This window comes from Aequorivita marisscotiae (assembly GCF_029814825.1).
Lineage (GTDB): Bacteria > Bacteroidota > Bacteroidia > Flavobacteriales > Flavobacteriaceae > Aequorivita > Aequorivita marisscotiae.
The window spans coordinates 1,252,225-1,272,536 of the sequence record NZ_CP122379.1; the positions used below are offsets into that span (position 1 = coordinate 1,252,225).

Below are 20,312 nucleotides of genomic sequence, written 5' to 3' on the forward strand. Positions count from 1 at the left end.
GTTAGTAAATAAATTTAATTAAAATACTAAGGTAATCAATATGAATAAGATAAGACAATTTAAAGTGAAAGAAGGCTACATTTCCGAAGCTACTTTTTCTAATTGGGTGTACCAATTTTCGCCAAATTTTCGGATAAGGGCTGTTTTTACAAATTTGTAAACCGGTACTTTTAGTTCTTTTCCCAGAGTACAGGCGTCGTCGCAAATTGGCCAGCGATGATAGTTAACTGCCGAAAACTCGCTGTATTCCTGTACGCGCACTGGGTATAAATGGCAAGAAATTGGTTTTATAAATCCTGGAGCTATGGAGTCAATTGCGCCAGCATTATGGGCGTCTTCAATGCCACAGCTTGCAATACCACGTTCGTTAAAGGTTACGTAGGCACATTCTTTTCCATCTACCAAGGGAGTTTCTAATTCGCCTTGTGTGGTTTTAATGTGAGTGCCTTGTTTTTCAATTGCCTCAATGCCTTCTGGCCGTAGAAATGGTTTTACTTTCGGGTAAATTTCTTTAAGAATAGACACCTCTTTTGGGGTGATGGGGGCGCCTGCTTCGCCCTCAATACAGCACGCACCTTTGCACGCATGGAGGTTGCACACAAAATCTTTTTCGATTATATCTTCAGAAACGATCGTTTTTCCCAGTTGAAACATGCGGCAAAGATAGTTGTTTTGTAATTTGGGCATAGTAAAATTTATGCTTTTATTAACCACATAAAATTCTGTGGCAACCAATTATATTTTATAATTTTGCCGCCTCAAAAAAAAGGGTATGACTTTAAATTTCAAAGAAATAGCAACGGCCACAATGGTGCTTTTTGCAGTAATAGATATTGTAGGAAGTATTCCTATTATTATTGGGTTGCGTGAAAAGGCTGGCCATATTAATTCTGGCAAAGCCTCTATTATAGCAGCAGTAGTGATGATTGTCTTTCTTTTTTTAGGAGAAAGTATTTTAAATCTCATTGGAGTAAACGTAAATGAATTTGCCGTAGCAGGTTCGTTGATACTTTTCTTTATTGCTTTGGAAATGATTTTGGGCGTTACCCTTTTTAAAGAAGGCGATACGAGCCCTGATTTGGCTTCTATTTTTCCATTGGCTTTTCCGCTGTTGGCCGGTCCGGGAAGTTTAACTACGCTACTGTCCTTACGTGCCGAATATCAGCTTCAAAATATAATTGTTGCTATAATTGTAAATATTATAGTAATATATGTGGTTTTAAAAACTTCGGGGAAATTGCAGCGTTTTTTAGGAAAAAATGGAATTGCAGTAATTCAAAAAATATTTGGTGTAATTTTGCTTGCAATTGCTGTGAAGCTATTCACCTCAAACATTCAAGAATTATTTAACCATTGATATTATGAAAACTGTAATTTATATAATGATTGCCCTCGCTGCAATATTGGTTGTATTTAACGCTACCAAATTAAACTTTGAAAACCTGCTAAATGGCGACAGCGGCGTTGCTTTCATCTGTATATTAGCGGGGTTTTGTGCAATATTACTATTAACTATTCTGCTTATTTCCAAAAGAATTGCAGCGCAGACCAAAAAGTAAGGATTTTAGTTATTGCCGATAGCATTATTGGCCTCCAGTTCTAGAACTTTTAGAATCATGGGATCGTTTTCGTTTAATATAATCTCGTAAGCATTGGGGCCGAATAGCTGTTGGGCGATATTGGCTTTTAGGGTTCTTCTTAATTCTTCGGTGTAATTTGAAAGATCTATTTGCGCTTCATTAAACTTGGCATATTCTATAAATTCTTCTGAAAGGCTCTTATCAATTTTATAGTTTTTTCTAAAGTCTTCAAAATTCATATCTTTAAATAGGGCTCGGTTTTTTTCGAGATATTCAAATATAAAATAGCTCATAAATCCGCTTCGCGAAACGTATTGAAGTGTTTCGTTTTCTACACTCGTGTCTTTCGCCACAAATACGTCTGGAATTATTCCGCCGCCACCGTAAACCACTTTTCCTTTGGGCGTGGTGTATTTTAATGAGTCTGCTACTTTTATGCTATCTGCGTGTAATAATTCGCCGTTGCGATAGCGTTTTTCGTACTCATTGTAATAGGTGTCGTTCCCATTACCGTATGGGCGCTGGATAGAACGGCCGGTGGGAGTGTAATACCTGGCAATGGTAAGGCGGACCGCACTGCCATCTCCGAGCGACATTTCGCGCTGCACCAGACCTTTTCCGAACGAACGACGGCCAATTATTGTGCCTTTATCGTTGTCCTGCAGTGCGCCAGCTACAATTTCGCTTGCCGAAGCTGAGTTTTCATTAATTAGCACATAGAGTTTTCCGTGTTCAAAATCGCCGCGGCGCGTGGCATAGGTTTTATTTATTTCGCCACTTTTGTTTTTTGTGATTAACACGAGTTTGTTGTTTTCTAAAAACTCATCAACAATACGTTCGGCAGTAGAAATATAACCACCCGGATTATCGCGAAGGTCTAAAACCAATTTAGTGGCTCCTTGGTCTTTTAATTTTTCGAGGGCCGATTCAAACTCCCTAAACGTAGTTTCTGAGAAGCGATTTATTTTTATGTAGCCCAATTCTTCTTCAATCATATACGAAGCGTCAACACTTACCAGAGGCACCTGCTTTCTTCGCACTTTAAATTCTAAGGTTTTGTTTTCGCTCGGTCTATAAACATCTAGTGCAACTTTACTGTTTATTTCGCCTTTTAAATAATTGGAAATGCTGTCGCGCTGCACCAATTCGCCGAAAAGTTTTTTACCGTCGGCATAAATTATTCTGTCGCCACCTTTTATTCCGGCTTGCTCTGCGGGACCACCTTCAATAGTGCGAATAACGGCAATGGAATCTTTATAAATATAAAAACTTACGCCTATACCAATAAAGGCGCCGCGCATGTCGTCTGCACTGTGTTGATATTCTTTTTTGGGAATATAAACCGAATGGGGGTCTAAGTTGGAAAGGATTCCGTAAACGGTTACATCTACAATACTGTCTGTGTTTACTTTATCTACGTATTCATAATCTATATAGTCTATAAGCCTATTGAGCTTATCTTTTTTGGAACTGGTCGCAAAAATTTTTTCGGTATTGTCATTAAAATTTAGCTTCGAACCAATAAAAACGCCTATGGCCAGAGCCAATCCAATCCACAGCGGCAAGTATTTTTTTTGCTTGTTAAGTGTTGTCGAAGTTTTATTTTTCATTATACCGATTCCAAATCTGAAATATGCTGCACGCTCACTCCTGCTTTTTCAAGAAAAGCGATTCCAGAGTTGTCTTTATATTCATTGAGGTAAACCATTCTCTTTATACCTGCTTGGTGAATTAATTTGCTACACTCCTTACAAGGCGACATTGTAATATATAATGTGGCGCCTTGGCAGGCCTGTGTGCTGGAGGCTACTTTTAGTATTGCATTTGCTTCGGCGTGTAGCACATACCACTTTGTGTATCCTTGATCGTCTTCACAAATGTTTTCAAAACCTGTAGGGGTGCCGTTGTACCCGTCGCTTATTATCATTTTATCTTTTACAATAAGCGCGCCAACCTGTTTTCTTTTACAATAGGAGAGTTTGCTCCATTCTTGGGCCATCCGTAGATAGGCAATATCGTATTTGCGTTGTTTGCTGTCCTTCATACTTTTAAATAGACAACGAAATTACTTTGAAGTTACGCCACTGCCAAAAAAAATGTTGTTAACTTCTTGCCAAAGAAAAAACTTGCTTGTAGTTGTACCAGTTTTTGCAAAGGAAGATATTTTTAAAATCGAAGCCTATTGGTGTTATTATGAGCTGTTACAGTTTAAAAAATCCAATTATTGATGAGCATTGGTATAACCATTCCTATTACCAATGAAGAAACTACCAAAACCCAATCTCTTTTGTTGAAACGGAATATAGTTTGAAAGATAAAAGCAATAATTAAAAAAACGATAACAACTATAATTTGGGCAGTTTCAATACCGAGGGCAAATTCCAGTAATGGTAGCAATTCCCTGCCGCTGTCTAATGCGGTAAAGAAAGAGGCAAATCCCAAACCGTGAATGATTCCGAAGAAAATAGTAACAATGTAGAGCATGCCAATTTTTTCGAACTTTTTCTCCTTTCCCGCGGTAAAAAGGTTAAATAGCGCCGTAACCAAAATAGTTACGGGTATTAAAAACTCAATTACCTTTCCCGAAACACTCACTACATTATAGGCTGCCAAAAGCAGCGATAGCGTGTGCCCAATGGTAAACATGGTAACTAAAATTAGTAATTTTTTCCACGAAGAGAAATTATAGGCAGCGCATAAAACTATTAAAAATAGAATATGATCGTAGGCTTTCCAATCCAATACATGGTGCAGGCCAAGATTAAAATACAACCAGAAATCAGTCATGAAGGGGAGTAGTTTGTAAAGTTTGTCAAATATACATTTTTGTGGGGAAGATATCAATGAATTTGGCCAAGGATCGAAAACTTTGCCAATGAGGTGGTTTTTAATTATTTCTAAAATAGTTGTTTAAATATTTTAAAAAATTGGCATGTTAATTATATAGCGTAAATAACACATAATTAGATATTTAAAAGCGTTGTTCAAAAAAATAATTACAAAAAAGATGTCATGTGTTTTTCATTTTTATTTTGAAGTATTATTGTCATTTTGCTTCATCTTTAACAGCTAATTTATCAACATCATAGAAACGGTATTAAATAAATTAAAAAGCCAATTATTTGCTTAGTATTGGGGCATTTAAATCCCTTTGCACGGGTAAAGTTGTTTAATATATTTGCGGAAAATCTCTAAAACATAATGATGAAAAAATTACAAATCTATTTAGTATTGCTTTTGGTATCTGTAACGATGACTCAAGCACAAACTTTCCCCACAACATCTTGGAGCGATCTTGCCGACACAAGTTGGTACGATGCCGGCCAAGACGAATTTACCCTCTCAACTGCCGAAACCTTGGCTGGCCTGGCACAATTGGTTGCCGATGGCAATTCATTTGCAGGTAAAACTATTTTAATTGGAGGCGATATAGACCTCGATGGCAATTTATGGAGCCCTATAGGTGTAGAATTCAATATTCCTTTTTCAGGTACTGTGAATGGTAACGATTACGTAATAAGCAATTTATGGGTAAATATGCCTACAACTGGAATGGCGGGTCTTTTTGGTCATACCGAGAGCGCTTCTTTTTCAAACTTGCATCTAGACACTGCCAATGTTATTGGCGATGATAATACAGGTGCTTTAATAGCAAACCTTTATAATAACGGTTCTATTGAAAACTGTAGCGCTATAAATGTAGATGTTACCGGACAATATACAACTGGCGGATTGGTTGGTGGATTTTTAACCAACTCTACTATTACTAAAAGTCACGCAATTGGTAATGTAACTGGTTTCGCACAAGTAGGAGGTTTAGCCGGTACAGGTTGGGACAATGTAACTGTTGCTGAATGTTATTCTGAAGGTACCGTAACTGCCGATGCATTGACAGGTGGATTAATTGGTTCTTTTCCATTTGCTTTTGCAGGCGAAAGTGTTGTAGACAATAGCTATTCTCGTGCTAATGTTGTTTCATTAATGGACCGTGCAGGGGGGTTAATTGGTAATGGAGACAATGCGTTACTTATTAAAAATTCATATGCTACCGGTACGGTAACTGCTCCTGATAGTGCTGGTGCTGTTATAGGTTTATGGGGAATGATTAATGCCGAAAACTTATATTTCGATACCGAAACTTCAGGAATGACCGAAGGTGTAGGTGTTGTTCAAGGGCCTCCGGTTACTCCAGATATTACAGCTTTAACAACTGCCGAAATGAAATCTACCGAAACTGTAGATTTACTAAACGCAGGTTCAACCGAGGCACCTTGGTCTATAGATTCAAGCGTTAATGATGGTTACCCGGTTTTAAATTTTGTACTAGGAGTAGAAAACAACTCTTTTGATGCTACTGCGGTAAAAGTTTATCCAACTATTTTTGACACTACTTTTTCGGTTGCTTCTACTTTGGGATTGCAATCTTATAGTATATACAGCTACACCGGCGCACTAATTTCTAAAGGAATTTTAAGCAATACAGTTTCAACAGTAAATGCAGCTAACCTTTCGGCTGGAGCTTATATTTTGAAAATTAATACTGCCGAAGGAACGATTACAAAGAAGATTATTAAGAAATAAATTTTCTAAAAACCTTAAGTAAACAGTGTAAAAAATCCTCAGAAAATCTCTGGGGATTTTTTTATGGCGAAGATTTTGTACCTTTAATTGAGTTTCTAAAGAATTCGATTATGAAGAAATTTACAATATTATTAGTTACACTTATATTGGCATTTCAAAGCTTTGGTCAAGATCCCGATCCTGAACTTTTTAAAACGTGGCAGCTTTATAGTATTATTCCAGATTTTGGCCATCCGGCAATTATTTCAGAAATAGACCCTCCCATTAGACCGTATTTAACGGTAAATTACAATCTTTCGTTCGAAGGTTTTGGAGCTTGTAATTCCTTTTCGGGAAACTTCATTCTTATGGGCAATTCTGAGGAATTGAGACCCATTAATTACACGCAGACCACGGAAACCTGTGAACACCAGATATGGAACGACTTTGAATTTTATTACTTCGATTTTTTTTCAACTGAAGATGATTACTGGTACAATATTTTTATTGACTCATCAGATGGCTTACAGCATATGCATTATACAAATAATCCTTTTGGTTTAGTGCTGGACTTTATTGCTGGAGAACCACTATCCATTCAAGGCTATAATTCCGAAAAATTCAAACTCTATCCAAACCCAGCTACCGATCGGCTGTTTATAAAATCCGAAGACGCTCAAATTATAAAAACAATAGTTTATTCCATATCAGGGAAAAGAATTTTAGAAGGCGAACCAATTGAAGGCGCTCTAGATATTACTTCACTAGCAAAAGGAATGTATTTTCTTGAATTAACAACTTCCGAAGGTCATAGAAGCGTAGTAAAGTTTATAAAAAAATAAAGCCCGAACATTTCAGTTTAGGTTTTCCTTTATACCCGAGGCATCAGGGAAAACTATGCTGTTTTCTTAATTATTTCAATTATACGAAGAAAATCGAAAACCAAAATAATATAGCAATTTTGCCATATAACATATTTGTTATACATTTACTTTATGAAATCCAGCTCATTGATAACGATGATTGAAAAAGATGGTTGGTATATCGTTAGGACAAAAGGTAGCCATCATCATTTCAAACATCCAGTGAAAAAAGGATTGGTTACTATTCCACATCCAAAAAAGGATGTACCTCCAGGAACAGTAAATTCAATATTAAAACAGGCGGGGCTTAAAGACTAAGTTTATTATAGCGTTGAGAAAAAAGTAGAAATAGAAACCTTGAATTATGGTAAAAGTGAAAATTTATGTCGAAAAGGCGCAGGATGGGACCTATTGGGGTACAACAGAAAATTTGGAAGGCATAGTTTCCGTTTATGGGAATTCACTTTCTGAATTAAAAATGGATCTGCAAAAAGTTTTTGATGAACATTTGGAAGTTGCGCGAGAATTAGAAGAAGACTGGGTTGCCAAGTATGAAAACGGAGTAGAATTTGAGTATAAAATGGATTTGGAGGGTTTTTTCAATCTTATACCAGAGGTAAAGATTGGCTCAATTGCCGAAAAAGCAAAAATCAATTCTTCGTTGCTTCGTCAATACAAAACGGGAAAAGCTAACGCCTCTGAAGACCAAACTAAAAAAATAGAAAAAGCAATACACGAACTTGGGCAGGAATTGCTTTCGGTTTCATTTTAAGGCATATAGTAATTAATAGTAAAAAAATAAAGCTCCAACATTTCTGTTAAGGCTTTTTGTACTCGAGGTGGCCCCGAATCCTCGGGGGAACCCGCTTGTTGAAAGAACTGAATTTTGAGCCCAGGGCGTCACACATAAAAAAACCCCCCAACAAAAATTGTTAGGGGATTTTGTACTCGAGGTGGCCCCGAATCCTCGGGGGAACCCACTTGTTGAAAGAACTGGATTTTGAGCCCAGGGCGTCTATCACACATAAAAAAATCCCCCAACAAAAATTGTTAGGGGATTTTGTACTCGAGGTGGGAATCGAACCCACACTCCCGAAAGAACTGGATTTTGAATCCAGCGCGTCTACCAATTCCGCCACTCGAGCAAACGGGAGGCAAAAATAAACAAATAATTGGAAATTACTTGAAAATTTATAAGGCTATTTTTTTAAATATCGCTAACTATTATTTTTACCTTTGTAGCCTATTCAAACAAAACCAAAAACAAATGCCATCTCTCGCACCAGACCCAAAGATTTTTGCCTGTAAACAAAGTGAAGCCTTAGCAAAAGATATTGCTGATGCCTTCGGAATTCCCTTGGGAAAAGTAATAACTTCCCATTATAGCGATGGCGAGTTTCAACCTTCTTTTGAAGAATCTGTCCGGGGAAGCCGCGTTTTTCTCATTGGCTCAACTTTTCCAAATAGCGACCATTTAATGGAGCTACTGTTAATGATTGATGCCGCGAAAAGGGCTTCCGCCCGCCATATTACAGCTGTATTGCCATATTTTGGATGGGCTAGACAGGACAGAAAAGATAAGCCTCGGGTACCTATTGCTGCAAAATTGGTGGCAAAAATGCTGGAAACGGCAGGCGCAACACGTATAATTACAATGGATTTGCACGCAGATCAAATTCAAGGGTTTTTTGAAAAACCTGTGGATCATCTTTTTGCTTCCACGATCTTTTTGCCGTATTTACGCAGTCTAAATCTTGAGAATCTTACCATCGCTTCGCCAGATATGGGCGGTTCAAAACGCGCGTATGCTTATTCAAAATTTTTGGAAAGCGATGTTGTTATTTGCTATAAGCAGCGAGAAAAAGCGAACGTTATTTCGCATATGGAACTAATTGGCGACGTAAAAGGAAAAAACGTCGTGTTGGTAGATGATATGGTTGATACCGCCGGAACCCTTACTACGGCAGCAGATTTAATGATAGAGCGTGGCGCCTTAAGTGTTCGTGCAGTTTGTACACATCCACTACTTTCCGGAAATGCTTATGAGCGCATAGAAAAATCGCAAATGTTAGAACTTATTGTTTCAGATTCAATTCCTACAAAACCCAGTAAAAAAATTCGGGTAATTAGCTGCGCAAACTTGTTTGCCGATGTTATGCTGAGCGTTAACGCCAATAAGTCTATTAGCGGGAAGTTTTTAATGTAGATTTATTTCAAAATAAAAAATCAATTTTCCTAAACCGATAATCCAAAATAAAATTTATCTTTGCACTCCCTAAAAAACAGCTTTTTAGGGAGTTTTTTAATAAATAAACAATTCAAACAAAATGAAATCTATTACAATTAAAGGATCACAAAGAGAAAGCGTGGGCAAAAAGGCAACGAAGGCCCTACGTAATGCTGGAATGGTTCCTTGCGTAGTTTACGGAGGGGATGAGCCAATTAGTTTTTCAGCAGAAGAAATTGCATTTAAAGACTTGGTTTACACTCCAGATGTACACACAGTTGTAATTAACCTTGGCGGCACAAAAGTAAATGCCATTCTTCAGGATATTCAATTCCATCCAGTTACTGATCGTATTCTTCACATTGATTTTTACCAAATTTTTGATGATAAAGAAGTAACAATGGAAATTCCTGTACGTACTACAGGTAATTCCCGTGGTGTTCGTAACGGTGGTACTTTGCGTATAGTTACGCGTAAACTTCGCGTAAAGGCATTGCCAGAAAACCTTCCAGACTTTATTGAGGTAGATATTACCGAAATGAAAATTGGTAATAAAAAGTACACCAAGTCTGTGGAAAGCGACAAATTTAAAATCATGCACCCAGAAAATACAGTTATCTGTCAGGTTAGAACTTCACGTACCGCTATTGTGGACGAAGTTGATGAAGATGCTGAAACAGCTGAAGGCGCAGAAGGAGAAGAAGTTCCAGCTACAGAAACAGATGATGTTGCTGCAGTAAAAGAATAATTTCTTTTTAAAGATAAGTATAAAGCATCCTGTTAATTCAGGGTGCTTTTTTTATTTTTACCGAAGATTCAACGTAATATGTTTTCATTTTTTAATAAGCTGTTTTCTGCAAAAACGGTCAAGGTTATTTCAGAAGAAAAAGATCCAATGAAAAAATTTCTTATAGTAGGACTTGGAAATATAGGTCCAAAATATGCGAATACCCGTCATAATATTGGTTTTAAAATTCTAGATTTTTATGCCGAACAAAACTCACTTACGTGGCAAACAGCCAAATTGGGTGATGTTACTTCGCATAAAGTAAAGGGCAGAACTTTTATTTTTCTCAAACCCAGTACGTATATGAATTTAAGCGGAAAGGCTGTAAATTACTGGCTGGAAAAAGAAAAAATTCCGTTGGAAAATTTACTTGTAATTACAGACGATTTAAATTTGTCTTTCGGTACAATTCGAATAAAAACTAAAGGTAGCGATGGTGGTCACAATGGGTTAAAGGATATACAAAATACCCTGCAAACCACAAATTACAATAGATTCCGATTTGGAATAAGCGACGCTTTTTCAAAAGGACGGCAAGTAGATTACGTCTTGGGTGAGTGGGAAATGGAGGAAGAAAAAAACATGCCCGAACGTTTAAAAATATCTTGTAATATTATTGAATCTTTCGCGCTTGCGGGAATGAACATTACTATGAATACATTTAACGGTAAATAATTTTGAAGAAATTTTCGGCAGCTTCCACCTATAAAAATGACCGCCAAAGTGTGGTTACCATTGGCGCTTTTGACGGGGTCCATATTGGCCATAACGCTATTTTAAAACGACTTGTAGCAACTGCCAAAAATGAAAATCTGGATGCTACCGTGCTCACATTTTTTCCGCACCCGCGAATGGTATTACAGCAAAATTTAAATATCAAACTGCTAAACACTATTGAAGAACGCACGCAACTGCTAGAAAATACGGGGTTAAATAATTTAGTAATACATCCGTTTACGCATGCATTTTCGCGGTTAACAGCTCTGGAATATGTACGCGATATTTTAGTGAATAGCTTAAAGGCGAAAATAATAATTATTGGTTATGACCATCGTTTTGGCAGAAATAGAAATGCCGATATTGAAGATTTAAAAGAATACGGAAAAACGTATAATTTTGAAGTAGTAGAAATCTCGGCAAAGGAAATTGACGATGTAGCGGTTAGTTCCACAAAAATTAGAAGGGCTTTAGACCACGGCGACATTGAAACAGCTAATACCTATTTGGGTTATAATTTTATGATTACTGGCGAAGTAATTAAAGGAAAGGCCATAGGCCGAACCATAAACTATCCTACGGCAAATTTAAAATTGGCCGAAAAGTACAAATTGGTTCCAAAAAACGGCGTTTATATAATACAATCAATAATTGATGGTACGAGGTATTTTGGAATTACAAGTATAGGTACAAACCCAACCGTTGGCGGAAAGGAGAAAACTATTGAAACACATTTTCTCGATTTTAACCAAGATTTATACGGAACCCAAATTACTATTGAATTTTTAAAATTTATTCGCGACGAAGCAACTTTTGATTCTTTGGAATTGCTTCGACAGGAAATTTTAAAAGATGAAAATTTCGCAAAAGCATATTTAAAGCAACGTGAATAAATTTCTGTTTAGGCAAATAGACAATATAGGGCTTGTTCTTTTTAGGGCGGTATTTGGCTTTTTGATTGCTACAGAGGCTTTTGGTGCAATTTTTACGGGCTGGTTACGCCGCACCCTCGTAGAGCCACCCTTTACTTTTAATTTTATAGGTTTCGACTTTTTGCAGTATTTGCAAGGAGATTTTATGTACTATTATTTTGTGGTCATGGGCATCTTTGGCATTTTTGTGATGCTTGGATACAAATATCGCTTTAGCATGATTGCGTATGCTATTATGTGGACTGCCGTGTATTTAATGCAGAAATCTAGCTACAACAATCATTATTATTTAATGATGTTACTGTGTTGGATTATGGCTCTGTTACCGGCCAATCGCTGGTTTTCCTTGGATGCTAAAATAAATCCCGAACTCAAAAATCCGGCTATGCCCCGATGGGTGCTTTTGGTGTTAATTTTTCAGGTTTGGATTGTTTACACGTACGCCTCGGTGGCAAAATTTTATCCAGATTGGCTCGACGCCTCTATGGCGGCACTATTAATGGAAGGCCGCAAACACTATTGGTTAATTGGCAGTTTGCTACAGGAAAACTGGGTGCATTGGGCCATTGCCTATACGGGTATTTTATTCGATTTGTTAATTGTGCCCTTAATGCTTTGGAAGCGCACTCGCGTAATTGGTTTTGTGATTTCCGTATTTTTTCATTTGTTTAATTCTATTGTTTTTCAAATTGGCATTTTTCCATATATGTCAATCGCCTTTGCGCTTTTTTTCTTTTCTCCACAAATTCTTCAAAAACGCTTTCTTCCAAAGAAAGAACTTTATATTGGCAACGATGTGGTTGTTCCGAAGTATAAAAATTTACTCCTTGGAGCGTTTTCAATTTATTTTGCATTTCAACTGGCACTTCCACTGCGGCATTGGTTTTTTAAAGACGATGTGCTATGGACCGAAGAAGGCCACCGTTTAAGTTGGCGAATGATGCTCCGTGCAAAAAGCGGTTCGTTAACGGTTTATGTTGCCGACAAAAAAGACGGCGCAAAAGAATTTTACAATTACAGTGTATTATTAGGTCGCAAGCAACAAGGTTCCGTTGCTACTAAGCCAGATATTATGTGGCAGCTCGCACAAAAAATTAAAGCCATTGAAGCAGAAAAAGGTCGTGATGTTGCTGTTTACATGGAAGCAAAGGTGCGGGTTAACCGCGGAAAATTCTATCCTTTTACCAATCCTGAAATAGATCTGGCAGCCGAGAAGTGGCATCCCTTTAAACACAGCGAGTGGATCTTGCCATCGCCCAAAGATTTGCACCGCCCTTTAAAAGATTAATTTAAAGTTGAATTAAAATTTTATTTGGCTTGTATTGAAAATTTATCGGTGGGCTTATCTTTTTTGTTGAAATAAATTTTTACTTCGCGCTTGCCAAATTGTTTTGCAGCCTGTTCATCCAGCCCCATAAAAATATCTATTTTCCTTCGCCAGCGACCATTCATCTTATCTTTTACAATATAGATGCCTTCCAATCCCTCAATTTGTATTTCCTCGTTGTGGTCTAGCCCCATCGCAATTAAGTCTCGCGATACAGCAACGGATTTTATACCATCTTCCAATAAATCGCCCCAAGCAGCTCTGCGGCTATTCCCCTTTTTAGTTTGATGTTCTACTGCATTGTAGGCCGTTGCGGTAACGGTTAAGGACGTCATTTCTTTTTGAGACTTTTTATTGGTTTGACATCCAATTATCAGAAATATTGAAAAAATTATAAATATGTGTCTAAATCTCAACATATTAATAAGATACAAAAATTTTAGCACAAGGGAAAGGGCTAGCGATGCTAATTGCTATACTGATAGTTAAAAATTGTTTGATTATGACAGTATTCCGGCAGTGGAAACTTAAAACCTGTGTGTCCTTTTTTTGTAACTTAGCGGCTTCAAAAAAATTAAGCAAATGCTACAAGTAACCGACATCCGTGAAAACAAAGAAAAATACAGTAAAGCCTTAGCCAAACGCGGCATAAACGCTGATTCTACTTTGGAAGAAGTTTTAAAAGCAGATGAAGAACGTCGCGCTTCTCAGGCACAATTAGATGAAGTTTTGGCGCAGAGCAATTCCTATTCAAAGGAAATTGGGAAACTTTTTAAATCCGGAGAAGTTCAAAAAGCAAACGAGTTAAAGGAAAAAACAGTTGAATTAAAAGAAGCATCTAAACAACTAAATGAGCAAATGCTTGCTGCTGCCGACAAATTGCAGCAATTGCTTTACACACTTCCTAACATTCCGAATGATTTGGTGCCTGCCGGAACCGACGAAAATGATAATGAGGAAGTTTTAAAAGTTGGTGAAATTCCCAAACTTATTGATGGCGCTATGCCGCATTGGGAGCTAGCTAAAAAATACGACCTCATAGATTTTGAATTAGGTGTAAAGGTTACGGGAGCTGGATTTCCGGTTTATAAAGGAAAAGGCGCAAGATTGCAACGCGCACTTATTACGTATTTTTTAGATAAAAATATCTCCGCTGGCTATACCGAATTTCAGGTGCCACTTTTGGTAAATGAAGCTTCGGGTTACGGAACAGGACAATTGCCTGATAAAGAAGGGCAAATGTACCATGTGGGAGTTGATGATCTTTACTTGATTCCAACTGCTGAGGTTCCTATTACAAATATGTTTCGGGGCGAATTGTTAAACAACGCCGATCTGCCTATTACTTGCACCGGATACACACCCTGTTTTAGAAGAGAAGCTGGTAGTTATGGCGCGCATGTTCGCGGACTTAACCGTTTGCATCAATTTGACAAAGTGGAAATAGTTCGTATTGAGCATCCCGAAAATTCTTACAAAGCGCTGGACGGCATGGTAGAACATGTTAAAGATATTTTAGGCGAATTAAAATTGCCGTACCGAATTCTGCGTCTTTGCGGGGGCGATTTAGGTTTTACTTCGGCGTTAACCTATGATTTTGAAGTGTTTTCAACAGCGCAGGATCGTTGGTTGGAAATTTCTTCAGTATCAAATTTTGAGACTTTTCAAGCCAATCGGTTAAAACTTCGCTTTAAAGATACAGACGGGAAAAATAAACTTGTGCACACCTTAAACGGAAGTGCCTTAGCACTACCAAGAGTTTTAGCGGGAATATTGGAAAACTACCAAACTGCAGACGGTATTAAAGTGCCGGAAGTGTTGGTGCCCTATTGCGGCTTCGATTTTATAGACTAATTTATTTACCGTGTATTTGCGGTTTAATTTCACTTAAAATAAAAACCCCAAAGATTTTTAAGATCTTTGGGGTTTGTCGTTTACAGCGGGTTTGGGTTTTTACTATTTCTTTTTATAACTGTTGTAATATTCCTCCATTAAACTCATCAACGCTTTCACTAAATCTTTAGTTTCCAACAACAGGCTAAAATACAATGTGGTATTTTTAGGACTGGATTCTTCGGTTCGCGTACGGGCTATTTGCTTTTCAATTTTATTGGAAAGGCTTTCAAAGATTTCATCCTTATTTTCAATTACACTTCCAATTCGTTCAAATTCTTTTTTATTGAATATGTCTTCAATTTCATTAAGGAATTGTTCCAAGTGCCTGTCTATTTCCTGTAAATCTTTAATTTGATTAAATCGAAGTGCCTTGTGATTGTTGTTTACATGCTTATAACTAGCTTTTGAAATAAATTCCAACGATTGCACTACATCTGTTAAATACCCCAGAATTACAATGTAGAAGTTGCTTCCGCGAACACTGGTATCATCAAGATTTTTAATAAAATAGAAAATATTATCGCGCAGTTCTTCAACTTCATCGTTCAGTTTTTTAACTCCTTTTTTGCTCTTTTTTAATTTTTTGGTATCCTGTTTTGCAAGACCACGGAGCATGTCGGTATATATTTTATTTGATCGTGAAACTACATTGCTAATATTTTCAGCACTTTCCTGAATAATACCTTGTACGGTTTTACTTTCGGTTTTCTTTAAACCGCTTTTATCCATTTTTAGCTTAACTTTATTTTTATGCGAAACATAATTTCTAACCAATAATAAAATTGCTAACAATAAAAGCACAGCTATCATTGCGCCTCTTCCTATGTAAATTAAATAGGTTAGAGTACCGGCAGCTGCAAAGGCTACAAAAGCTGTAAAGAACCATCCGCCAATTACATTAAGTACGCCCGCCACTCTGTAAACGGCACTTTCCCGGCCCCAAGCTCTATCGGCTAAAGACGTACCCATGGCTACCATAAACGTAACATATGTGGTAGAAAGCGGCAATTTCATAGAAGTTGCCGAAGCAATTAATATACCTGCTACTACGAGGTTTATGGAAGCTCTAATCATATCAAAAGCGGGTAGCTCGTATGTTTTGTGTTTTGGAAGATCAATAACCGGCTTTTCAAAACGTTTGTCTATTTTCTCTTGGAGCGATTTTGGAAGAACAAACTCAAAATACGTTGCTACTTGTGTGCTGGATTTTACCAGAAAACGAGACAGCATATTTGGGCTGAACTTTTCGTGGCCTTCGCCTTGACGCGCTAAATCTATTTCTGTATCAGACACGGTTCTTGCTTTTTTAGAAAACCACAATGTAAGTACCATAATAGCTCCTGCTGCAAAGAGTAAGTAGGGCTCGGCGGGCACTGCGTTTTCGAGGCTAGCCATACTGTATTGGGTTGCGGCAACACCAGAGGCAGACCAGTCTATATAACTGTGATAGGCTGCCATTGGCACACCTATAAAATTCACCAAGTCGTTTCCGGCAAAGGCCAGTGCCAAACTAAAACTTCCCACTGCAATTACTATTATTAAAATGCTCTTTTTAAAGATCATCATAAACAATTGCGAAAATATTGTCCACACAACAAAACTACTTCCTACTAAAAATAAGGTGTTGTTATCTACAATTCCCTTAAAGCTACCGTAGAATGGGGTGCCTTTTAATCCTTTCATGAATATGAAATAACTTATTGCAGTAAGCGCAAGCCCGCCAAAAATAGCGCCGAAATATTTCATCTTTTGCTCAATATGAAAGGTGAAAATAAGTCGGGACAGATATTGTACAATGGCCCCAATTGTAAAGGCGATGACGACCGAGAGAATAATTCCTATAATAATTTCAACTGCTTTTTCGGTATTTATATATTTAGTTAGTGCCGAAAATGTTTCGCCATCGGTGTGGCTAATTTTTATTAATGCCATAATTACGGCGGCACCTAAAAGTTCAAAAACTATAGATACAGTAGTAGAAGTAGGTAAGCCAATAGTATTGAAAAAGTCAAGCAGTAAGATATCGGTTATCATTACCGCCATAAAAATTATCATAATTTCATCGAAGTAAAATTCGCTGGGAACAAAGATGCCCTTTCGGGCTACCTCCATCATTCCGCTGGAAAAAACGGCTCCTATAAAAATACCCAAACTGGCAATAATCATGATGTATTTGTAAGGGATTGCTTTGGAGCCTACCGCAGAGTTTAGGAAATTTACTGCGTCGTTGCTAACGCCCACAACCAAATCTGCTATGGCCAAGGCCACCAGTGCAACTATCATTAATAAATATAGATTTTCCATTTTAATTTTAAATTAAGTTGGTGCAAATTTCCTACATAAAATAGGATTTAATGTTACCAAATTGTTATCTGTAATTAGCTTAAAAATGAAGGTCGAAACCCAATCGATATTCTATAAAATCGCGGTTACTTCCTTCGGTTGCATACGTTAAATCTGTTTGTATTTTTAAATTGTGATTTACAATATATTTAGACCCACCAATTGTGTAAAAATTATGAGTTTCATTTAACGATAACGTCGTAGAAGGTTTGATGGTTGTAAATCTTCCAGCTATTTCCCATTTGGAAGGAAAAACATAACCACCTTGAAAATTTATACCTTCTCCTGTATACACCTCGTAGTCGGTAGTTGAGCCATCGCTATTTGTGGCAATTGGATTTTTGGCATCGCGATAACTGTATTCACCCATTAGTGAAAATCCGTTGTATTTAAACAATGCATCTACCAAAACAGTACTTATATTAGTCTTGTAAAACCCAAGGTCGTTGCGCATGTAACTACCTTGGTTACTCCGTGTTTTTACTGCGTCTACATTTAAATCGTAGGTAGCGCCAATAGATAGCTTTGGTTTTTCTTCGCGATAGAGGTCGCCGCCCATATAATCACCTTTTTTTGTGAATGCTCCAAAAGGCAAAACCTCAACTCGGCCAGTATATTCTATCCCGCCAAGGTTTCCTGTAATTACATTTCTACCTTCGCCTTGCGAAACTGCAAATGCCTCTCTAATAATGAAGTTATTGAAGGGTTGAAATTCATGACGCAGTTGAAGTCCTATTTCTCTACCCAAGTTAAATACTTTTGAAAGTTTTGAGCGATCAACAAATTGTAATTTGGCCGATGAGGTAGCATCTTCACGATTACCGGGTAGTTTGGTTTGTCCTGCCCAAAGTTCTACATTATTGTAAACTTCCCACATGACTACTGCGTCATAAATGATGCGAGGTGCATTGCCAGTAAATTCTGAAGCCCCTGCTATGTCTGAATTGGAAAGCCCAATTTGCAATTTATAGCGAAGTTTTGGCGAGTAGGCAAAGCCGCTAAATTTTAACCGTGCTTTGCGGATTAAAAAATCGTGTTCTGGTTTGCCAAATTTATCACCTTCGTAATCCCAGGTAGAGATAGTTCGAAATTGAATTCGCGGGGCAAACTTTACACTAAATGTACTGTCTTTTCCTACAAATTTGAGCATTCCATCTCCAAATTTTGGGGCGCTAATTTGAGCTTGAGATACGCAAACAACGAACAATAAGCTAATTACGAATGTAGCTTTTGATAACATTGAATAAATCGTTTATAGTTTTTGTCGGTGCAAAGAACTTAATTTAACTGCAATTTAATGTTTCCGTAATGTTAAGCGTGTCTATATTTCGAATTTTATTTTATATGAAAAAAGGCTGTCCAGATTGAACAGCCTTGTTTGAAAATCTAGTCGACAAAAACTAAACGATTTCAAAAATACCCTATAAAAATAGGCTTTTACAAATAAAATAAATGTATTTCGGGTGTATATGAAGCGAAGTTTATCAAATCATTAAATTGAAAATTTTTTTAAACGCCATTAATTTCAAACAACTAAAAATCAAGTAGTTATAGCTTTAATGTTAAGTTAATGTTTCTAAATTGTTTCTTATGTGTTAATTCTTTAAATTTGATTGTTATAAATAGTAAAAATTCAACCCTATGAAAAAGATAATCAGTTTATTACTTGTTGTATTTATATCAACTGTTGTGGTTGCTCAAAATAAAAATGAATATGTAATTCACGGTAATTTAATAAAGGCTACAATTTACAACCAAGATGGAAGTTTGGCACAAACTGGCTATTACACGAAGGATAACAAACCTACGGGCCAATGGATAAGCTACGACTTGCAAGGTAATAAAACAGCAGTTGCAACTTATAAAGATGGGGAAAAAGTGGGAACATGGTTTTTTTATCAAGATGATATTTTACAAGAAGTTTCGTTTGTAGCCTCGCGAATTGCAAAGGTTACCACCCTTAAAATTGAAAACTAATTTTAAATTTTCTTATTTTAAGAATGCTATAAACAAAAAAAGGTCTCTAATTTTAGAGACCCTTTTTGTTAACGTAGACTACGTTAGTATTAGTTGCTAATCCAATTCCATCCAGTAATATCTACTTGAGTACCGTTAAACACATCGTCTTCTGGCGAAGTTAATGGTGTGTTATCTACAATTACATTTTCAATCGGGCCATCATCTTTCATATCTACATTTTTAGAGTATCCACTTAAATGGATATTTGTAAAAGTTGCACCAGATTGTTTTTTAAACTGAAGCGCCGTTCCGTCAACAGTTGAAACCGCTGTAAAGTTTATAACTTTTGGGTTGCCGTTGTCGCCATCGGCTTCAATAGCTGTTGAAAATGGTTTGGTGTGGCTTACATACGTATTGGTAATGGTGCCATTCCAGCCTTCTGTCCAGTCTACTGAGTCATCTTCGTTGTTTTCAAAGTAAAGGTTTGATGCCGAAACAGTTCCGCCAAAAAACTCAATTCCGTCATCGGCACCATCAATAACGGCAACATTCGAGATTGAAGTTCCCGAACCTACCGCGTAAAGGGTAAGCCCGTTGTATTGCGATTCTGAATTTATTTGAGCACCCGCGCCACGAATAATTAAGTAGTTAATACTTCCCGAGTTATCGGTGTCATCAGTACCGCCGTAAATTAGGCCGCCTACTTCGGCGGTTACATTTACGCCTTCGGTGGTTGTTGCTTTTCCGCAAAGTAATAATCCGCCCCAGTCACCAGCTGAGTTGCCTTCTGAGCGCATAATAACAGGGTTTGAAGAAGTGCCTTGAATATCAATCTTTCCTCCTTGTTCTACGGCAATATATCGGTCTGTTCCATTTTGAGAAACTATTACAGTTCCTGCGGGAATGGTAAGTTTAACACCAGATTTTACCAAATACGGTCCAGTAACCGAATATTGAAGGTTTGCATCCAAAATTCTATCAGATGTTAAAGCGCCATTAAGTTCGGTGTTTTCTACCGGCTCTTCTTCAATTGGAGTAAAGTCGTCATCACTGCTACATCCTACAAAGAATATCGCGTTTATTGCGGCAAGTGTAATTGCAAATTTCTTAAAGTTTTTCAT

The 20,312-nt window shown here is 37.3% G+C and carries 21 protein-coding genes and 1 tRNA gene; 13 read left to right on the forward strand and 9 right to left on the reverse strand.

Annotated features, from left to right (window positions below):
* Positions 1–75: 75 nt before the first annotated feature.
* Entirely contained in the window at positions 76–654 is a 579-nt protein-coding gene (locus QCQ61_RS05830) for a DUF3109 family protein (RefSeq protein ID WP_279450236.1), read from the reverse strand.
* Positions 655–772: 118 nt separating this feature from the next.
* On the opposite strand from QCQ61_RS05830, the gene QCQ61_RS05835 reads away from it, so the two are divergent.
* Entirely contained in the window at positions 773–1,357 is a 585-nt protein-coding gene (locus tag QCQ61_RS05835; RefSeq protein ID WP_279449834.1) for a MarC family protein, read from the forward strand.
* A gap of 4 nt (positions 1,358–1,361) precedes the next feature.
* Positions 1,362–1,559: a hypothetical protein gene (locus tag QCQ61_RS05840; RefSeq protein ID WP_279449835.1), complete on the forward strand. Its 198-nt coding sequence runs from the start codon at positions 1,362–1,364 to the stop codon at positions 1,557–1,559.
* 5 nt (positions 1,560–1,564) lie between these two features.
* On the opposite strand, the gene QCQ61_RS05845 is transcribed toward QCQ61_RS05840, so the two are convergent.
* The 3 genes from QCQ61_RS05845 to QCQ61_RS05855 all read right to left on the reverse strand — a co-directional run bounded on the left by QCQ61_RS05845 (position 1,565) and on the right by QCQ61_RS05855 (position 4,367).
* Positions 1,565–3,190 carry a S41 family peptidase gene (locus QCQ61_RS05845; protein WP_279449836.1) on the reverse strand — a complete coding sequence of 542 codons (1,626 nt, stop codon included), beginning with the start codon at positions 3,188–3,190 and terminating at the stop codon, positions 1,565–1,567.
* Positions 3,190–3,624: a deoxycytidylate deaminase gene (locus QCQ61_RS05850; protein ID WP_279449837.1), complete on the reverse strand. Its 435-nt coding sequence runs from the start codon at positions 3,622–3,624 to the stop codon at positions 3,190–3,192. The genes QCQ61_RS05845 and QCQ61_RS05850 overlap by 1 nt, the downstream gene beginning before the upstream one ends.
* A gap of 164 nt (positions 3,625–3,788) precedes the next feature.
* Positions 3,789–4,367 (reverse strand): HupE/UreJ family protein, encoded by a 579-nt coding sequence (locus tag QCQ61_RS05855; protein WP_279449838.1) that lies wholly within the window; start codon positions 4,365–4,367, stop codon positions 3,789–3,791.
* Between the two features lie 414 nt (positions 4,368–4,781).
* Between QCQ61_RS05855 and QCQ61_RS05860 the strand changes: the two genes are divergently transcribed.
* The 4 genes from QCQ61_RS05860 (at position 4,782) to QCQ61_RS05875 (ending at position 7,775) form a co-directional block, all read left to right on the forward strand.
* On the forward strand, positions 4,782–6,161 hold the full coding sequence (locus tag QCQ61_RS05860) for a T9SS type A sorting domain-containing protein (protein WP_279449839.1): 1,380 nt from the start codon (positions 4,782–4,784) through the stop codon (positions 6,159–6,161).
* Positions 6,162–6,271: 110 nt separating this feature from the next.
* Entirely contained in the window at positions 6,272–6,982 is a 711-nt protein-coding gene (locus tag QCQ61_RS05865) for a T9SS type A sorting domain-containing protein (RefSeq protein WP_279449840.1), read from the forward strand.
* A gap of 153 nt (positions 6,983–7,135) precedes the next feature.
* On the forward strand, positions 7,136–7,321 hold the full coding sequence (locus QCQ61_RS05870; RefSeq protein WP_279449841.1) for a type II toxin-antitoxin system HicA family toxin: 186 nt from the start codon (positions 7,136–7,138) through the stop codon (positions 7,319–7,321).
* A gap of 46 nt (positions 7,322–7,367) precedes the next feature.
* Positions 7,368–7,775, forward strand: coding sequence for a type II toxin-antitoxin system HicB family antitoxin (locus QCQ61_RS05875; protein ID WP_279449842.1), 408 nt, complete (start codon positions 7,368–7,370; stop codon positions 7,773–7,775).
* A gap of 291 nt (positions 7,776–8,066) precedes the next feature.
* Here the strand turns inward: QCQ61_RS05875 and QCQ61_RS05880 are convergent.
* Positions 8,067–8,148 (reverse strand) — tRNA-Leu (locus tag QCQ61_RS05880).
* Positions 8,149–8,270: 122 nt separating this feature from the next.
* Between QCQ61_RS05880 and QCQ61_RS05885 the strand changes: the two genes are divergently transcribed.
* The 5 genes from QCQ61_RS05885 to QCQ61_RS05905 all read left to right on the forward strand — a co-directional run bounded on the left by QCQ61_RS05885 (position 8,271) and on the right by QCQ61_RS05905 (position 12,954).
* Entirely contained in the window at positions 8,271–9,209 is a 939-nt protein-coding gene (locus QCQ61_RS05885) for a ribose-phosphate pyrophosphokinase (protein WP_279449843.1), read from the forward strand.
* A gap of 121 nt (positions 9,210–9,330) precedes the next feature.
* Positions 9,331–9,978 carry a 50S ribosomal protein L25/general stress protein Ctc gene (locus tag QCQ61_RS05890; RefSeq protein ID WP_279449844.1) on the forward strand — a complete coding sequence of 216 codons (648 nt, stop codon included), beginning with the start codon at positions 9,331–9,333 and terminating at the stop codon, positions 9,976–9,978.
* Positions 9,979–10,056: 78 nt separating this feature from the next.
* The gene (gene pth, locus QCQ61_RS05895; protein WP_279449845.1) at positions 10,057–10,692 is read left to right on the forward strand and encodes an aminoacyl-tRNA hydrolase; all 636 of its coding nucleotides are present in this window, start codon (positions 10,057–10,059) and stop codon (positions 10,690–10,692) included.
* A gap of 2 nt (positions 10,693–10,694) precedes the next feature.
* Entirely contained in the window at positions 10,695–11,627 is a 933-nt protein-coding gene (locus QCQ61_RS05900) for a bifunctional riboflavin kinase/FAD synthetase (RefSeq protein ID WP_279449846.1), read from the forward strand.
* Positions 11,620–12,954 carry an HTTM domain-containing protein gene (locus QCQ61_RS05905; protein ID WP_279449847.1) on the forward strand — a complete coding sequence of 445 codons (1,335 nt, stop codon included), beginning with the start codon at positions 11,620–11,622 and terminating at the stop codon, positions 12,952–12,954. The genes QCQ61_RS05900 and QCQ61_RS05905 overlap by 8 nt, the downstream gene beginning before the upstream one ends.
* A gap of 20 nt (positions 12,955–12,974) precedes the next feature.
* Here QCQ61_RS05905 and QCQ61_RS05910 read toward each other — a convergent pair whose 3' ends face one another.
* Positions 12,975–13,328 (reverse strand): 3D domain-containing protein, encoded by a 354-nt coding sequence (locus tag QCQ61_RS05910; protein WP_279449848.1) that lies wholly within the window; start codon positions 13,326–13,328, stop codon positions 12,975–12,977.
* A gap of 247 nt (positions 13,329–13,575) precedes the next feature.
* Between QCQ61_RS05910 and serS the strand changes: the two genes are divergently transcribed.
* Positions 13,576–14,847 carry a serine--tRNA ligase gene (serS, locus tag QCQ61_RS05915; protein WP_279449849.1) on the forward strand — a complete coding sequence of 424 codons (1,272 nt, stop codon included), beginning with the start codon at positions 13,576–13,578 and terminating at the stop codon, positions 14,845–14,847.
* Positions 14,848–14,949: 102 nt separating this feature from the next.
* On the opposite strand, the gene QCQ61_RS05920 is transcribed toward serS, so the two are convergent.
* Positions 14,950–17,193, reverse strand: a complete 2,244-nt coding sequence (locus QCQ61_RS05920) for an inorganic phosphate transporter (protein ID WP_279449850.1) — start codon at positions 17,191–17,193, stop codon at positions 14,950–14,952.
* Positions 17,194–17,272: 79 nt separating this feature from the next.
* A complete protein-coding gene (locus QCQ61_RS05925; RefSeq protein WP_279449851.1) occupies positions 17,273–18,382 on the reverse strand; it encodes a porin in 1,110 nt (369 codons plus the stop codon).
* A gap of 491 nt (positions 18,383–18,873) precedes the next feature.
* Between QCQ61_RS05925 and QCQ61_RS05930 the strand changes: the two genes are divergently transcribed.
* Positions 18,874–19,209, forward strand: coding sequence for a toxin-antitoxin system YwqK family antitoxin (locus QCQ61_RS05930; RefSeq protein ID WP_279449852.1), 336 nt, complete (start codon positions 18,874–18,876; stop codon positions 19,207–19,209).
* Between the two features lie 89 nt (positions 19,210–19,298).
* On the opposite strand, the gene QCQ61_RS05935 is transcribed toward QCQ61_RS05930, so the two are convergent.
* On the reverse strand, positions 19,299–20,312 hold the full coding sequence (locus QCQ61_RS05935) for a hypothetical protein (RefSeq protein WP_279449853.1): 1,014 nt from the start codon (positions 20,310–20,312) through the stop codon (positions 19,299–19,301).

Excerpts from the sequence above, each read along its gene's own strand:
- QCQ61_RS05930 (WP_279449852.1), top strand. The coding sequence starts at position 18,874 with ATGAAAAAGATAATCAGTTTATTACTTGTTGTATTTATATCAACTGTT.
- serS (WP_279449849.1), top strand. The coding sequence starts at position 13,576 with ATGCTACAAGTAACCGACATCCGTGAAAACAAAGAAAAATACAGTAAA.
- QCQ61_RS05885 (WP_279449843.1), top strand. The coding sequence starts at position 8,271 with ATGCCATCTCTCGCACCAGACCCAAAGATTTTTGCCTGTAAACAAAGT.
- pth (WP_279449845.1), top strand. The coding sequence starts at position 10,057 with ATGTTTTCATTTTTTAATAAGCTGTTTTCTGCAAAAACGGTCAAGGTT.
- QCQ61_RS05875 (WP_279449842.1), top strand. The coding sequence starts at position 7,368 with ATGGTAAAAGTGAAAATTTATGTCGAAAAGGCGCAGGATGGGACCTAT.
- QCQ61_RS05920 (WP_279449850.1), bottom strand. The coding sequence starts at position 17,193 with ATGGAAAATCTATATTTATTAATGATAGTTGCACTGGTGGCCTTGGCC.
- QCQ61_RS05870 (WP_279449841.1), top strand. The coding sequence starts at position 7,136 with ATGAAATCCAGCTCATTGATAACGATGATTGAAAAAGATGGTTGGTAT.
- QCQ61_RS05935 (WP_279449853.1), bottom strand. The coding sequence starts at position 20,312 with ATGAAAAACTTTAAGAAATTTGCAATTACACTTGCCGCAATAAACGCG.
- QCQ61_RS05925 (WP_279449851.1), bottom strand. The coding sequence starts at position 18,382 with ATGCTCAAATTTGTAGGAAAAGACAGTACATTTAGTGTAAAGTTTGCC.
- QCQ61_RS05855 (WP_279449838.1), bottom strand. The coding sequence starts at position 4,367 with ATGACTGATTTCTGGTTGTATTTTAATCTTGGCCTGCACCATGTATTG.
- QCQ61_RS05845 (WP_279449836.1), bottom strand. The coding sequence starts at position 3,190 with ATGAAAAATAAAACTTCGACAACACTTAACAAGCAAAAAAAATACTTG.
- QCQ61_RS05830 (WP_279450236.1), bottom strand. The coding sequence starts at position 654 with ATGTTTCAACTGGGAAAAACGATCGTTTCTGAAGATATAATCGAAAAA.
- QCQ61_RS05910 (WP_279449848.1), bottom strand. The coding sequence starts at position 13,328 with ATGACGTCCTTAACCGTTACCGCAACGGCCTACAATGCAGTAGAACAT.
- QCQ61_RS05865 (WP_279449840.1), top strand. The coding sequence starts at position 6,272 with ATGAAGAAATTTACAATATTATTAGTTACACTTATATTGGCATTTCAA.
- QCQ61_RS05890 (WP_279449844.1), top strand. The coding sequence starts at position 9,331 with ATGAAATCTATTACAATTAAAGGATCACAAAGAGAAAGCGTGGGCAAA.
- QCQ61_RS05860 (WP_279449839.1), top strand. The coding sequence starts at position 4,782 with ATGATGAAAAAATTACAAATCTATTTAGTATTGCTTTTGGTATCTGTA.
- QCQ61_RS05835 (WP_279449834.1), top strand. The coding sequence starts at position 773 with ATGACTTTAAATTTCAAAGAAATAGCAACGGCCACAATGGTGCTTTTT.
- QCQ61_RS05840 (WP_279449835.1), top strand. The coding sequence starts at position 1,362 with ATGAAAACTGTAATTTATATAATGATTGCCCTCGCTGCAATATTGGTT.
- QCQ61_RS05850 (WP_279449837.1), bottom strand. The coding sequence starts at position 3,624 with ATGAAGGACAGCAAACAACGCAAATACGATATTGCCTATCTACGGATG.